At 65.0% G+C, this 15,160-nt stretch carries 11 protein-coding genes; 5 read left to right on the forward strand and 6 right to left on the reverse strand.

The annotated features are described in order from the left end of the window. Window positions 1-178: 178 nt before the first annotated feature. The gene (gene rpfB, locus ACCQ04_RS09345) at window positions 179-1,861 is read right to left on the reverse strand and encodes a fatty acyl-CoA ligase RpfB (protein WP_024937709.1); all 1,683 of its coding nucleotides are present in this window, start codon (window positions 1,859-1,861) and stop codon (window positions 179-181) included. 97 nt (window positions 1,862-1,958) lie between these two features. Here rpfB and ACCQ04_RS09350 point away from each other — a divergent pair, with 97 nt between their 5' ends. Continuing rightward, entirely contained in the window at window positions 1,959-2,408 is a 450-nt protein-coding gene (locus ACCQ04_RS09350; protein WP_024937708.1) for a Cif family virulence factor, read from the forward strand. A 211-nt stretch (window positions 2,409-2,619) separates the two neighbouring features. On the opposite strand, the gene acnA is transcribed toward ACCQ04_RS09350, so the two are convergent. After that, the gene (acnA, locus tag ACCQ04_RS09355; protein ID WP_104576817.1) at window positions 2,620-5,388 is read right to left on the reverse strand and encodes an aconitate hydratase AcnA; all 2,769 of its coding nucleotides are present in this window, start codon (window positions 5,386-5,388) and stop codon (window positions 2,620-2,622) included. Window positions 5,389-5,539: 151 nt separating this feature from the next. On the opposite strand from acnA, the gene ACCQ04_RS09360 reads away from it, so the two are divergent. From ACCQ04_RS09360 to ACCQ04_RS09375, 4 genes are all read left to right on the forward strand, one after another. Further along, a complete protein-coding gene (locus ACCQ04_RS09360; protein WP_016903180.1) occupies window positions 5,540-5,788 on the forward strand; it encodes an AbrB/MazE/SpoVT family DNA-binding domain-containing protein in 249 nt (82 codons plus the stop codon). After that, window positions 5,785-6,195 (forward strand): type II toxin-antitoxin system VapC family toxin, encoded by a 411-nt coding sequence (locus ACCQ04_RS09365; protein ID WP_024937706.1) that lies wholly within the window; start codon window positions 5,785-5,787, stop codon window positions 6,193-6,195. Before ACCQ04_RS09360 ends, ACCQ04_RS09365 begins: the two co-directional genes overlap by 4 nt. Before the next feature lie 48 nt (window positions 6,196-6,243). Beyond that, the gene (acnB, locus tag ACCQ04_RS09370; protein ID WP_226427788.1) at window positions 6,244-8,835 is read left to right on the forward strand and encodes a bifunctional aconitate hydratase 2/2-methylisocitrate dehydratase; all 2,592 of its coding nucleotides are present in this window, start codon (window positions 6,244-6,246) and stop codon (window positions 8,833-8,835) included. Window positions 8,836-9,032: 197 nt separating this feature from the next. Then, window positions 9,033-9,914: an alpha/beta fold hydrolase gene (locus ACCQ04_RS09375; protein ID WP_226427789.1), complete on the forward strand. Its 882-nt coding sequence runs from the start codon at window positions 9,033-9,035 to the stop codon at window positions 9,912-9,914. A gap of 339 nt (window positions 9,915-10,253) precedes the next feature. Here ACCQ04_RS09375 and ACCQ04_RS09380 read toward each other — a convergent pair whose 3' ends face one another. The 4 genes from ACCQ04_RS09380 to ACCQ04_RS09395 are packed head-to-tail and all read right to left on the reverse strand — an operon-like array spanning window position 10,254 to window position 15,123. After that, window positions 10,254-12,581: an EAL domain-containing protein gene (locus ACCQ04_RS09380; RefSeq protein WP_226427790.1), complete on the reverse strand. Its 2,328-nt coding sequence runs from the start codon at window positions 12,579-12,581 to the stop codon at window positions 10,254-10,256. A gap of 6 nt (window positions 12,582-12,587) precedes the next feature. Continuing rightward, window positions 12,588-13,664 carry a protein-glutamate methylesterase/protein-glutamine glutaminase gene (locus ACCQ04_RS09385; RefSeq protein ID WP_039510453.1) on the reverse strand — a complete coding sequence of 359 codons (1,077 nt, stop codon included), beginning with the start codon at window positions 13,662-13,664 and terminating at the stop codon, window positions 12,588-12,590. Further along, window positions 13,661-14,257, reverse strand: coding sequence for a chemoreceptor glutamine deamidase CheD (cheD, locus tag ACCQ04_RS09390; RefSeq protein ID WP_005993860.1), 597 nt, complete (start codon window positions 14,255-14,257; stop codon window positions 13,661-13,663). Before cheD ends, ACCQ04_RS09385 begins: the two co-directional genes overlap by 4 nt. After that, a complete protein-coding gene (locus ACCQ04_RS09395) occupies window positions 14,254-15,123 on the reverse strand; it encodes a CheR family methyltransferase (RefSeq protein ID WP_226427791.1) in 870 nt (289 codons plus the stop codon). The genes cheD and ACCQ04_RS09395 overlap by 4 nt, the downstream gene beginning before the upstream one ends. Window positions 15,124-15,160 lie beyond the last annotated feature (37 nt).

Here is a 15,160-nt window from a genome sequence, read left to right on the forward strand (position 1 = left end):
AACGGCGCAGATAACCAAGTGCAAATCGGCCCTTATTCCGGCGCGCGCGTCGTCACGCTGGCCGTCCGAAACGAACGTTCCGTCCGAAGCGTGCAAAAACAAACGCCCGCAAGCCTGGCGGCAGTGCGGGCGTTGGATGACAGCCGGGTGGCTGTCGATCTGCGCTGGCGTAGGTGGATTAGCCCTTGGGCGCATCCCGCAATTCGCGGCGCAGGATTTTGCCGACGTTGGTTTTCGGCAGTTCCTTGCGGAACTCGATCACTCGCGGCTGCTTGTAGCCGGTCAGGTTGGCGCGGCAGTGCGCCTTGACGGCGTCGGCGGTCAGGGCAGGGTCTTTCTTCACGATGACGGCCTTGACGATCTCGCCGGACTTCTCGTCCGGTACGCCGACGGCGGCCACTTCCAGCACGCCGGGCATCTCGGCAATCACGTCCTCGATCTCGTTCGGATACACGTTGAAGCCGGACACCAGGATCATGTCCTTCTTGCGGTCGACGATGTAGACGAAGCCCTGTTCGTCCATCCGCGCGATATCGCCGGTATGCAGCCAGCCGTCGGCATCCATGACCTTGGCGGTTTCTTCGGGCTTCTTCCAGTAGCCCTTCATCACCTGCGGGCCCTTGATGCACAGCTCGCCGATCTCGCCCAATGGCAGCGCCGCGCCGGCGTCGTCCTTGATGCAGGCATCGGTGGACGGAATCGGCAGGCCGATCGAGCCGTTGTAGTCCTTCAGGTCCATCGGGTTGATGCACGCGGCCGGCGAGGTTTCGGTCAGGCCGTAGGCCTCGACCAGGGTCAGGCCGGTGACTTTTTTCCAGCGTTCGGCGACCGAACGTTGCACCGCCATGCCGCCGCCCAGGGTCATCTTGAGCGAGGAGAAATCCACCTGATCGAAGCCGGGGGTATTGAGCAGGCCGTTGAACAGCGTGTTGACCCCGGTGAAGGCGGTGAAGCGGGTCTTCTTCAGTTCCTTGACGAAGCCGGGCATGTCGCGCGGATTGCTGATCAGGTGATTGCAGCCGCCGATCTTCATGAAGACCAGGCCGTTGGCCGTCAATGCGAAGATGTGGTACAGCGGCAGCGCGGTGATCACCACCTCGGCGCCTTCTTCCAGCTTGCCGGTGCCGGCAAGCCACTGATGGGCCTGCTGCATGTTGGCCACCAGATTGCGGTGGGTGAGCATCGCGCCCTTGGCCACGCCGGTGGTGCCGCCGGTGTACTGCAGGAAGGCGATGTCGTCGGGCTCGATCTGCAAGGTCGGCACGCTGTGCTTGCGGCCCAGCGCCAGTGCGTCGCGGAAACGGATCGCGCCATTGATGCGGTAATCGGGCACCAGCTTCTTGACGTACTTGACGACGAAATTGACCAGCGCCGCTTTCGGGAAGCCGAGCATGTCGCCCAGCCCGGTGGTGATCACCTGCTTGACCGGGGTGTCGGCGATGACCTGCTGCACAGTGGTGCCGAAGTTGTCGATCACCACCAGCACGCTGGCGCCGGAGTCGATCAGCTGATGCTTCAGCTCGCGCGGGGTGTACAGCGGATTGACGTTGACCACGGTCAGGCCGGCACGCAGGATGCCAAAGGTGGCGACCGGATACTGCAGGCAGTTGGGCATCATCAGGGCGACGCGGTCGCCCTTCTTCAACTGCAGTTCGCCAAGCAGATAGGCGGCGAATTGTTCGACCAGCTGATCAGCTTCGCGATAGGTGATGGTCTTGCCGAAGCTGTGATACGCGGGGCGGTCGGCAAACCGCTTGACCGAGGTGGCGAACACCTCGGCCACGGTACGGAACTGCTCCAGATCGATCTCGGCGGCAACGCCGGCCGGATAACTTTGCAACCAAGGACGTGCCTGATTCATCTGCCCCCCTCCAGGGTATTCGGTACGTGACGCGGTGTGTTCCACGGCACTACAACAGCGGGCAGCATACCGTCATGGATGGAAAAGGCGAAGCGTGATGCAGAGCAGCATTCAAGCGTGGTGGCGGGTCGGGCTGGTCGCGATTTTGGTCGTGGCCTTGAGCGGTTGCACGCGTGCCGCACCGGAGCAACGGCTACGCGCAACACTGGAAGCGATGCATCAGGCGATCGAGGCGCGGCAGATTGGCGCGGCGATGGCGCCGGTGGCCGAGGACTTTGTCGGCGAACAAGGACTGGACGCAGCCGGGCTGCGGCGACTGATGCAACTGCAGATGCTGGGCAACCGCCGCATCGGCGTGACCCTGGGGCCGGTGGAGGTGCAGCTGCGCGACGACACCGCGCGCGTGCGCTTCACCGCGCTGCTGACCGGTGGCAGCGGACGCTGGCTGCCCGAGCAGGCACAGACCTATCAGGTGACCACCGGCTGGCGCCTGCAGGACGGCGACTGGCAGCTGACGCACGCGCAATGGGAGCCCGCGGGGCGCTGAGCACGGCGATTCCGGTGTGCGCATCGTCAGGCGAGCGCGGCCGGTGTCTGGTGGCAAGGTATCTCGCCCGTTGCGCTGCGTCGCGTGCAGCGTCTTGCTGCCTCCGACGACGGTTCACCGTCCCGGCGTTGGCGAGTTCTGGCCACCCAAAACGACACTCCCGCCAGGCGGCGGGAGTGTCGTCGAGCTGATGGCGCAGCGCGCCTTGCGATCAGGCTGCCTTGCGTGCGGCCAGTTGGCGCAGCACGTACTGCAGCAGGCCGCCGTGCTTGAAGTACTCCACTTCCTTGGGCGTCAGCAGCAGCACCTTGACCTGGAACTGCTTGACGCTGCCGTCGGACTTTCTGGCATCCACGGTGGCACGGCGGCTGGCGCCGTCCTGCAGGCCGGTGATGTCCAGCACTTCGGAACCATCCAGGCCCAGCGTCTGCGCGTTTTCGTTCTCCAGGAACTGCAGCGGCAGCACGCCCATGCCGACCAGGTTGGAGCGATGGATACGCTCGAAGCTCTCGGCGATCACCGCCTTGACGCCGAGCAGGTTGGTGCCCTTGGCCGCCCAGTCGCGCGAGGAGCCGGTGCCGTATTCCTTGCCGGCCAGCACCACCAGCGGCACGCCGTCGGCCTTGTACTTCACTGCCGCATCGTAGATCGCCAGTTTTTCCGGCGCCGCGCCGTCCTTGCCGTAGTACAGCGTGTTACCGCCTTCTTCGCCGCCGAACATCAGGTTCTTGATGCGGATGTTGGCGAAGGTACCGCGCACCATCACGTCGTCATTGCCGCGGCGGCTGCCGTAGCTGTTGAAGTCGGCCGGTTGCACGCCGCGCTCCTGCAGGAAACGGCCCGCCGGCGAATCCTTCTTGATGTTGCCGGCCGGCGAGATGTGGTCGGTGGTGATCGAGTCGCCGAACAGGCCCATGATGCGCGCACCGTGCACGTCCTCGACGTGGCCGACCTGCATGGTCATGCCGTCGAAGTAGGGCGGGTTCTTGATGTAGGTCGAGGTCGCGTCCCATTCGTACAGGGCACCATCCGGGGAGGCGATGGTGTTCCAGCGGCTGTCGCCCTTGAACACGTCGGCGTAGTTCTGCTTGAACATCTCCGGGCCGACGGTGGCGGCGATGGTGTCGCCGATTTCCTTGTTGCTCGGCCAGATGTCGCGCAGATACACCGGCTGCCCGTCGCTACCGGTGCCGAGCGGATCGGTGGTGAGGTTGATGTCGGTGGTACCGGCGATCGCATACGCCACCACCAGCGGCGGCGAGGCGAGGTAGTTCATCTTCACTTCGGGATGCACGCGGCCTTCGAAGTTGCGGTTGCCCGACAACACCGAAGACACCACCAGGTCGTCCTTGGCGATCGCTGCAGACACATCGTCCGGCAGCGGGCCGGAGTTGCCGATGCAGGTGGTGCAGCCGTAGCCGACCACGTAGAAACCGAGCGTTTCCAGATCGGCGAGCACACCGGCCTTGCTCAGGTAATCGGTGACCACGCGTGAGCCCGGCCCGAGCGAGGTCTTCACCCATGGCTGCGCCTTCAGCCCCTTGGCCGCCGCGTTACGCGCGAGCAGGCCGGCGCCCAGCATCACTGCCGGGTTGGAGGTGTTGGTGCACGAGGTGATCGCGGCGATCACCACCGAGCCGTCGCGCAGCTGCCAGCCGGCACCGCTGTCGGTGGAACTCTCGGCCTGCGCTGCCTTGGCGCCGACCGCAGTGCCGCCGCCGCCTTCGTTCTTCAGCCGGTCTTCCTGCTTGATGTCGGTCAGGCGCTTGCTGCGCGCATCCACGAACGGCTTGAGGCTCTCGCGGAAGTTGGACTGCATGTCTTCCAGCAGCACGCGGTCCTGCGGGCGCTTGGGGCCGGCCAGCGAGGGCTTGACCTCGCCCATGTCCAGCTCCAGCGTGGCGCTGTACTGCGCCGGCGGGGTGTTGGCGTCGTGCCACAGGCCCTGCGCCTTGGCATAGGCCTCGACCAGCGCGATCTGCTCCTCGCTGCGGCCGGACAGGCGCAAATAGGTCAGCGATTCGTCGTCGACCGGGAAGATGCCGCAGGTGGCACCATACTCCGGTGCCATGTTGCCGATGGTGGCGCGGTCGGCCAGCGGCAGATGCTGCAGGCCTTCGCCGTAGAACTCGACGAACTTGCCGACCACGCCGGCCTTGCGCAGCATCTGGGTGACGGTGAGCACCAGATCGGTGGCGGTGGCGCCTTCGGGCAGCTTGCCGCTGAGCTTGAAGCCGACCACCTGCGGGATCAGCATCGACGAGGGCTGCCCCAGCATCGCGGCCTCGGCCTCGATCCCGCCCACGCCCCAGCCCAGCACGCCGATGCCGTTGATCATGGTGGTATGGCTGTCGGTGCCGAACACGGTGTCCGGGTAGGCGATCTGTGTTCCGTCCTTGTCCGCGCTCATCACCACGCGCGCCAGATTCTCCAGGTTCACCTGGTGGACGATACCGGTGTTGGGTGGCACCACCTTGAAGTTTTCGAATGCCTTCTGGCCCCAGCGCAGGAAGCCGTAGCGTTCCTGGTTGCGCTGGAATTCGATCTTGCCGTTGAGGTCGAGCGCATCGGCCGAGCCGAACACGTCCACCTGCACCGAGTGGTCGATAACCAGTTCGGAGGGGATCTGCGGGTTGATCTGGTCGGCGTTGCCGCCGAGCTTGACCACGGCATCGCGCATCGCGGCCAGGTCGACCACGCATGGCACGCCGGTGAAGTCCTGCAGCACCACGCGGGCGGGCATGAAGGCGATTTCGATATCGGGCTCGGCGGTGGGGTCCCACTTGGCGACCGCTTCGATATGGTCCTTGCCGACGGTGACACCGCCGTCCTCGTGCCGGAGCAGGTTCTCCAGCAGGATCTTCATCGAATAGGGCAGATGGCCGATATCGAAGCGCTCGCCCAGCTTCGGCAGGCTGTAGTACTCGTAGCGCTTGCCGTGGACCTCAAGCGAGGTGCGGGTGGAAAAGGAATCGCTCATGCATCACTCCTATGGCTGCAGGCTGTAGGTCTGTTTGGAACAGTGTGACCAATTCAGTGTGTACGTTCGGTTGCAAGACAGGGTATGTGGCCTTGAGTACGACAAGTCAAGTATGTAAAATCGGCGCATACTTTCTGCCGGGGCCACCTCCATGGAAGCCACAGTTGCCGAACGCGGACAGATCACGCTGCCCAAGGCCGTGCGCGATGCCCTGGGCCTGACCAAGGGCACCACACTCAAGATCGAGCTCGACGGCGGGCGCATCATCCTGCGCAAGGACGTCAGCGAGGCGCTGCGCAAGGTGCGCGGCAAGTTCAAGCTGGTCGACGGGCTGACCAGCACCGACGAGGCGATGCGCGCCATCCGCGGCCGCGCCCCCGGGGATCCGTTCGACCCATGATCGCCCTGGATTCATCGGTGCTGCTGGACATCCTGGTCGGCGATGCGGTCTACGGCGAGGTGTCGGAGATCTGCATCGGCGATGCGCTGGCGCGCGACGAGGTGGTGGTCTGCGATGCAGTGGTGGCCGAGGTGCTGGCCATGCTCGATACCCAGGTCGACCTGATGGAAACCCTGGCCTCGATCGGGGTGCGTTACGAAGCCACCCAGGAAGCGGCGGCGGTGCGCGCCGGCCATATGAACAAGCGCTTCCGCGCGCGCGGCGGCAAACGCGAGCGGGTGGTGGCCGATTTCCTGATCGGCGCCCACGCGCTGCTCCAGTGCGACGGGTTGATCACCCGCGACGAGGGCTTTTTCCGCGACTACTTCAAGGGTTTGAAGATCGTTGTTCCCAAACCCGCAAGCTGATCCACGTTTCGCGTCTACACATTCACTGTTGTCTTTCGGAGAATCCGCATGTTGGAAGCCTACCGCCACCACGTTGCAGAGCGCGCCGCGCTCGGTATCCCGCCGCTGCCGCTGACCGCGCAGCAGACCGCCGAGGTCATCGAGCTGCTGAAGGCTCCGCCGGCGGGCGAAGAAGAATTCCTGGTCGAGCTGCTCAGCCAGCGCGTGCCGGCTGGCGTGGATGATGCCGCCAAGGTCAAGGCTTCGTACCTGGCTGCGGTGGCCTTCGGCACCGAGAAAACCGCGCTGATCAGCCCGACGCGTGCAACCGAGCTGCTCGGCACCATGCTGGGTGGCTACAACATCCAGCCGCTGATCGACCTGCTCGACAACACCGAGCTGGGCGCCACCGCCGCCGAAGCGCTCAAGCACACCTTGCTGGTGTTCGACGCCTTCCACGACGTGCAGGAAAAGGCCGAAGCCGGTAACGCGCATGCCAAGGCCGTGCTGCAGAGCTGGGCCGATGCCGAATGGTTCACCAGCAAGCCGGAAGTGCCGCAGAGCATGACCGTCACCGTGTTCAAGGTGCCGGGCGAGACCAACACCGACGACCTGTCGCCGGCCCCGGATGCGACCACCCGCCCGGACATCCCGCTGCACGCGCTGGCGATGCTGAAGAACAAGCGCGACGGCGCGGCCTTCGAGCCGGAAGAAGACGGCAAGCGCGGCCCGATCCAGGCCATCGCCGATCTCAAGGACAAGGGCCATCTGGTTGCCTACGTGGGCGATGTGGTCGGTACCGGTTCCTCGCGCAAGTCGGCGACCAACTCGGTGCTGTGGTGGACCGGCGAGGACATTCCGTTCATTCCGAACAAGCGCTTCGGCGGCGTGTGCCTGGGCAGCAAGATCGCCCCGATCTTCTACAACACGATGGAAGACGCCGGCGCGTTGCCGATCGAGCTGGACGTGTCGCAGATGGAGCACGGCGATGTGGTCGAGCTGCGTCCGTATGACGGCAAGGCGCTGAAGAACGGGCAGGTGATCGCCGAGTTCGCGATGAAGTCGGACGTGCTGTTCGACGAAGTGCGCGCCGGTGGCCGCATTCCGCTGATCGTCGGCCGCGGCCTGACCGCCAAGGCGCGCGAGTTCCTGGGCCTGCCGGCCTCTGACCTGTTCCGCCTGCCGATGGACCCGCCGGACACCGGCAAGGGCTTCTCGCTGGCGCAGAAGATGGTCGGCCGCGCCTGCGGCTTGCCGGAAGGCCAGGGCATGCGCCCGGGCACCTATTGCGAGCCGAAGATGACCTCGGTGGGCTCGCAGGACACCACTGGCCCGATGACCCGCGACGAGCTCAAGGACCTGGCTTGCCTGGGCTTCTCGGCCGACCTGGTGATGCAGTCGTTCTGCCACACCGCCGCGTATCCGAAGCCGGTCGACGTCAAGACCCACCACACCTTGCCGGAGTTCATCTCCACCCGAGGCGGCGTGTCGCTGCGTCCGGGCGATGGCGTGATCCACAGCTGGCTCAATCGCATGCTGCTGCCCGACACCGTCGGTACCGGTGGCGACTCGCACACGCGTTTCCCGATCGGCATTTCGTTCCCGGCCGGCTCCGGCCTGGTGGCCTTCGCCGCCGCCACCGGAGTGATGCCGCTGGACATGCCCGAGAGCGTGCTGGTGCGCTTCAAGGGTGAGATGCAGCCGGGCGTGACCCTGCGTGACCTGGTCAATGCGATCCCGCTGTACGCGATCAAGGACGGTCTGCTGACCGTGGCCAAGCAGGGCAAGAAGAACATCTTCTCCGGCCGCATCCTGGAAATCGAAGGCCTGCCGAACCTGAAGGTGGAACAGGCGTTCGAGCTGTCCGACGCCTCGGCCGAGCGTTCGGCGGCCGGTTGCACCGTGCACCTGGACAAGGCGCCGATCATCGAATACCTGACCAGCAACATCACCCTGCTGCGCTGGATGATTGCCGAAGGCTATGCCGATGCGCGCACGCTGGGCCGCCGCATCAAGAAGATGGAAGAGTGGCTGGCCGATCCGCAGCTGCTGCAGCCCGATGCCGACGCCGAGTACGCCGCCGTCATCGAGATCGACCTGGCCGACATCCACGAGCCGATCGTGGCGTGCCCGAACGACCCGGACGACGTCAAGACGCTGTCCGAAGTGGCCGGTGCGGCGATCGACGAGGTGTTCATCGGTTCGTGCATGACCAACATCGGTCACTTCCGTGCCGCTGCCAAGTTGCTGGAAGGCAAGCGCGATATCCCGACCCGTCTGTGGGTTGCACCGCCGACCAAGATGGACGCCTCCGAGCTGACCAAGGAAGGCCATTACGGTACCTTCGGCGCGGCCGGTGCACGCATGGAAATGCCGGGCTGCTCGCTGTGCATGGGCAACCAGGCGCAGGCACGCGAGGGCGCCACGGTGTTCTCCACCTCCACGCGTAACTTCCCGAATCGTCTGGGCCGCAATACCAACGTGTACCTGGGTTCGGCGGAACTGGCGGCGATCTGCTCGCGTCTGGGCCGTATCCCGACCAAGGACGAGTACATGGCCGATGTGGGCGTGATCAAGACCAGTGGCGATCAGATCTACCGCTACATGAACTTCGATCAGATCCAGGAATATCAGGACGTGGCCGATACCGTTGCTGCCTGATCCAGTTGGTTGATCACCTGTTCGAAAAACGCCCGGCGATGCCGGGCGTTTTTCGTTATTCGGGCGATGACTTCGTTTTGGCTGCGCAATGTCGGGAGTTAAGGCAATCGCAGTTAACTCGTCTGTCGCATTGCAACAAAAATCTGAAGTCGGCAGGTCTAGAGTGGCGCCGCTCCCATCGCTCTGATTGATCTCCAATGCCTACTTGCACGATCGCTGGTCAAACGCTGCATTACGCACAATACGGTCAAGGGTTTCCGGTGTTGCTTGGCCACAGTTATCTCTGGGACGCGGCCATGTGGGAGCCGCAGATCCAGGCGCTTTCGCAGCACTATCGGGTCATCGTTCCCGAGTTGTGGGGGCACGGGCAATCGGCAGCGCTGCCAGCGGGCACGCAGACGGTTGGCGATCTTGCCAGGCAGATGCTGCTGCTGCTGGATGCGCTGGAACTGCCGCAATGCGCGGTGGTCGGCCTGTCGGTCGGCGGCATGTGGGGCGCCGAGCTGGCGCTGCTGGCACCGCAGCGCGTGCGCAGCCTGGTGCTGATGGATACCTTCCTGGGTGCCGAGCCGCAAGCCACGCAAACGCGTTATTTCGGTCTGCTCGATGCGATCGAAGCGGCCGGGCAGGTGACGCCTGAGTTGATCGAGGCGATCGTGCCGATCTTTTTCCGCCCCGGCATCGATCTGAATTCCGCGCTGCCGGCTGCGTTTGCGCAGCGTCTGGCGGCGCTGTCGGCCGAGCAGTTGCGCACCTCCATCGTGCCGCTGGGCCGGCTGATCTTCGGGCGCGCGGATCGCCTGGAGGCGATGGCCGCGCTGGATCCGGCCAGCACCTTCCTGCTCGGTGGCGCAGACGATATTCCGCGCCCGCCCGAAGAGCTGTGGCTGATGGCCGAGGTGATCGGGTGCGACTACGAGCTGATTCCCGATGCTGGGCACATCGCATCGCTGGAGAATCCGGCCTTCGTCACTGCGCAATTGCTGGGTTGGTTGAAGCGCACCGTGGCATCGGATTCGACGCGGATGCAAAGGTGCGCGCTTGAAGACAACAGTCAGGCACAGGCATCGCTCTCATGATGTGCCGCTGATCTGGCGATCAGAACGACACCATGCGTTGCTTGCAAGCATGAGCACCGGCCACCTCAGTTGGCGCTGCTTGCAACCATTAGCACCGACCACCTCACTTGGTCTTTGCCCGCTCACCGTCGCGGGACCTTACGCGGCATGGATGCCGCGTAAGCGCCTACAAGGACTTACCTGCGGCGTGTCCTGCGAGGGTGGGCGGGCAAGGGCCCTGCACAGAACCACCAGATCAGATGCTTTGCCTTCTGGCAATTTGCTTCGACTTGCTGATGCGTGCGTAAAAACGCTATGAGAACAGCCTGACAAACCACGACATGGTTGTCGTGAGCCGCTCTAAGACTGCGCACCCAGCCAGGCTTCCAGTGCCGCCGCCGGCAATGGCCGCGAAAACAGATAGCCCTGCAGCACTTCGCAGCCGAGGTCGGCGAGGAACAGGCGTTGGGCTTCGTTTTCCACGCCTTCGGCAACCACGTGCTTGCGCAGATGCTCGCCGATGCGCAGCACCGAGGTGGTGAGGGCGCGGGCGTCTTCGCTGTGTTCGATGTCGCGCACGAAGCTCATGTCCAGCTTGAGCTCGTCGATCGGCAGGCGATGCAGGTGGCTCAGGCTGGAGTAGCCGGTGCCGAAGTCGTCCAGCGACAACGAGATGCCGGCTTCGCGGATGGCGTGCAGGTTTTCCAGGACGCCGGGTTGCCCGGAGAGCATCACGCTCTCGGTCATTTCCAGCGTGAGGTCGGAGGGCTGCGCGCCCATGTCGGCGATCAGGCGCAACAGGTCGCTGAGCATGCGCGGGCTTTCGAAGCTGCTCGCCGACAGGTTCACCGACACGCGCGACACCGGCACGCCACGCTTGCGCCAATCGGCGATCTGCCGGCAGGCACTGCGCAGCACCCAGTCGTTGAGCTGCGGCATCATGCCTTGCTCTTCGGCCACGGGCAGGAACCGCGCCGGCGAAATGGCGCCCATCTGCGGATGATTCCAGCGCAACAGCGCTTCCACGCCGTATAGCGCGTGCGGTGCGGCGCTGTGCAACTGCGGTTGGTAGTGCAACTGCAGTTGATCGCGGTCGATCGCCTGGCGCAGCTCCGCTTCCAGCGCAACGCGTTCCTGCGCCATGCGGTTCATGTCGGAACTGAAGAAACGGAACCGTCCACCGCCTTCCTGCTTGGCGCGGTTCATGGCCAGATCGGCATGCCGCAGCAGGATGTTGATGTCGCGCCCATCTTCGGGAAACATCGCCACGCCGATACTGGCCGACGGATGCACGGTCATGTGCCCGACCGGCAACGGCCTGGCGATGGTGCCCAGCACGCGTTCTGCGGCGGCACTGGCCTGCTCGGCACTGCATTGCGGCAGCGCGAGCGCGAATTCGTCGCCGGCCAGGCGCGCCAGCATGGCGGTGGCGGTCAGCTGTTCGCCGATGCGCAAGGCGATGTCGCGCAACAGGCCATCGCCGGCGGCATGGCCCTGGCTGTCGTTGATCAACTTGAAGCGGTCGATGTTGATGAACATCAACGTGGCCGGTTCGCCGGCGTATTCGGCCTGTGTCAGGGCTTGCTCGGCGCGTGCGCTGAACATGATGCGGTTGGGCAGGCCGGTCAGCGCATCGTAGAACGCCAGTTGATGCACGCGCTGGCGGATCTGTTCGCGTTCCAGCGCCAGCGTGCACAACTGCTGGCACAGATCGGTGAGGCGTACGTGCCAGGCATCGGCACGCTGCGCCTTGCGGTAGTACAACGCGAAGGTACCCAGCACGCGTGCGCTGTTGGAGCGGATCGGTGTGCTCCAGCACGCGCGCAGACCCATCGGCAGCAGCAGTTCGCGGAATTGCGCAAACAGCGGGTCGGTGGCGATGTCTTCCACCATCACCGGGCGGCCGCGCCAGGCGGCCGTACCGCAGGCGCCTGCACCCGGCGCGATCTTCAGTCCGTTGACCGCATCGGCATATTCCGGCGGCAGGCTGGGTGCGGCCAGCGAATGCAGGCAGCCCTGGTTGTCCGCGCTCATGACCGTGGCCAGCACGTCCGGTGCGATGCGCTCGACCTCGGTGCAGATCAGCGTCATCACCTCGATCAGCGGCCGTTCCTGCACCAGCGCCTCGAGCACGCGGTGCTGCAGCACCTCATGCATCTTGGTGTCGGTGATGTCGGTCAGCACCGCCACGTAATGCGACGGCAGATGCCTGGCGTCGTAGATCGGATTGAAGTTGAGCGAAATCCACAGCGGCGTGCCGTCCTTGCGGTATACCAGCAGGTCGGCCTGGGTCTGCTGCAACGCATCGGCGCGGTCGCGGATGCGCGCCACCTCGTCCTGGTCGCTTTGCGCGCGGGTCAGCACGTCCGAGGGACGCTTGCCGACCAGTTCGGCTTCGGTATAGCCGAACATGCGCTGGAAGCCGTCGTTGGCGTAGAGCAGGCGCGATTGCAGATCGCAGATCAGGATCGCACTGCTGCTGCCGTCCAGCGCTTCGGCCAGCAGGCGCGAGCGCGTGGCATCGGGATGTTCGTCCGGCCTGCTCACGCCAGCGGTGATCGGGCCGACCTTGAACGTCCTGGGGAGGGGCGCGTGATCTGCCGGTGTCTCCGCCGTCGCCAGCGATGCGGTTACCGCGACGCCGGGAACCGCCGCCTGTTCAGCTGGATGCGGGGGACGAACGGTCATGCCGGATCAACGCGCCTGTGCCGACAGCGCGATCAGGCGCTCGGCAACGCGGCTCAGCGGCACCACTTCCTGCGCGGCACCGAGCTTGTAGGCGGCGCCGGGCATGCCCCACACCACGCTGCTGGCTTCGTCCTGCACCAGCGTGGGCGCACCGGCCTGCAACATTTCCAGCAGGCCGCGTGCACCGTCGTCGCCCATGCCGGTGAGGATGGCGCCGACCGCGTTCGGGCCGGCGTTGGCGGCGACGGAGCGGAACAGCACGTCCACCGCCGGCTTGTGGCGATTGACCGGCGGGCCGTCGTCGATGCGGCAGCGCCAGCGCGCACCGTCGCGGATGATGCGCAGGTGCTGGCCGCCCGGCGGCAGGTAGGCGTGACCCGGCAGGATCGCCTCGCCATCGCTGGCCTCGCGCACCGACATCGCCGAGTGGCGATTGAGGCGTTCGGCGAAGGCGGTGCTGAAGCTGGCCGGCAGATGCTGGGTCATCACCACCGCCGGGGCATCGGCGGGCATGTGTTCGAGCACCACGCGCAGGGCTTCGGTGCCGCCGGCCGAGGCGCCGATGGCGATCAGGCGGTCGGTGGTGCGGAAGCGCAGCGCGCTGCCGGGAACCGGTGCGGACTGCATGTCCAGGGTGACCTTGGGCGCGCTGGGACGATTGAGCGCGCTGACCCTGGCCTTGGAGGCCATCTTGACCTTGCTGACGATTTCTTCCGCGTAGCCTTCCAGCCCGCGTGCGACGTCGATCTTGGGCTTGGAGACGAAATCCACCGCACCCAGCGACAAGGCCTGCAAGGTGGTGTCGGCGCCGCGCTCGGTCAGCGACGAAATCATCACCACCGGGGTGGGGCGCAGGCGCATCAGGTTTTCCAGAAACACCAGGCCGTCCATGCGCGGCATTTCCACATCCAGCGTGATCACGTCCGGATTGAGGCGTTTGATCTTTTCGCGCGCCAGGATCGGGTCGGCGGCCGAGCCGATCACCTCGATGCCGGCATCGCGCGAGAGGATTTCGGTCAGCATCTGGCGTACGACCGCCGAGTCGTCGACGATCAATACACGCACAGGGGTTTCCAGCGTCATTCGAACAACTCCACTCCACCGGTAACCGGTGCTTTGGACAGACGGGCGCGCACGGCCGATTCGGTGGCGGCGACTTCGGCTTCGTGTGCATGCGGCAAGCGCTGCACGACCACGCGTCCGGTCGTCGGGAAGAACCACACCTTGCGCGGATGGATGCCGCACAGATCTTCGGCAATGATGGGAATGTGTTCGGCCTGCAGGTACTGGCGCACGAACTCGGCGTTGCGGGTGCCGACCGGGTTGCTGGTGAAGCCCTTGAGCACGTTGGCGCCGCCGAAGACCTTGGCTTCGATGCGTTTGCGATGCGCGCCGCGCTTGAGCATGTCGTTGATCAGCAACTCCATCGCATAACTGCCGTAACGCGCGGGTGCGCCATCGCCGACCTGTCCTTCCGGCAACAGGAAGTGATTCATGCCGCCGATCTTCAGGACCGGGTCGCGCAGGCAGGCGGCAACGCACGATCCCAAGGTGGTCGTCAACGCGGTGTCGTCGTCGACCACCAGGTACTGGGTGGGCAACAGCTTGGCGGTGATGGTCTGGAACCGCGAATCGCGATAGCGCATGACATCGTCGACCTGCACGGCGGTACTCATGCAGACGCTCCCGCGCGCGGGCTGCGCCGATACAGCGTGCGCCCGCACGGCTGGATCAGATCGGCCGCGTGCAGGTAGTTCTCCGAATGCCCGGTGTAGAGCAGACCGTCGTCGCCCATGTGGCTGACCAGCCGCGACAGGATGCCGCGCTGGGTCGGTTTGTCGAAGTAGATCATCACGTTGCGGCAGAATAACGCCGCATACGGGCCGCCCACGTCGTAACGCGGTGCCAGCAGGTTCAGTTGGCGGTATTCGATGAGCTGGCGCAATGCCGGGATCACCCGGCACTTGCCTTCGTTGGGGCCGCTGCCGCGCTGGAAGTACTTGCGCTTGATCGATGCGTCCAGCGAGGCGACGCGGTCGATGGCGTAGACGCCGCGCGAGGCGGTCTCCAGCACCTGGGTGTCGACGTCGGTGGCGACGATGCTGACCGGCGGGGTCAAGGTGCCGAAGGCTTCGCAGGCGGTGATGGCGATGGAGTAGGGCTCTTCGCCGGTGGAGGCCGCGCACGACCAGATCTTCAACGGCGCCTGCGAGGCGCGCTTTTGCAGTTCTTCGCGCAGCTTGTCGAAGTGGTGCGGCTCGCGGAAGAACGAGGTCAGGTTGGTGGTCAGCGCGTTGGTGAACGCCTGCCATTCCTCCTCGTCGTTGCCTGCTTCCAGCTGGTCCAGGTAGTCGCGGAAGGAGCGCAGGCCGAGCACGCGAAGACGACGCGACAACCGGCCATACACCATGTCGCGCTTGGCCGGAGCCAGGGCGATGCCGACACGCTGATAGATCAGGTCGCAGACGCGCTTGAAATCGCGGTCGCCAAAATCAAATTCGCGTGTGTCTGAAGCGGGAGTCAAGGTGGTCGTCATATCCATACGCGTCGTTAGCTATGACTGGATATCGGCCATGTGG

The sequence above is a fragment of the Xanthomonas sp. NCPPB 2866 genome, from assembly GCF_041475745.2.
Classification (GTDB): domain Bacteria; phylum Pseudomonadota; class Gammaproteobacteria; order Xanthomonadales; family Xanthomonadaceae; genus Xanthomonas; species Xanthomonas arboricola.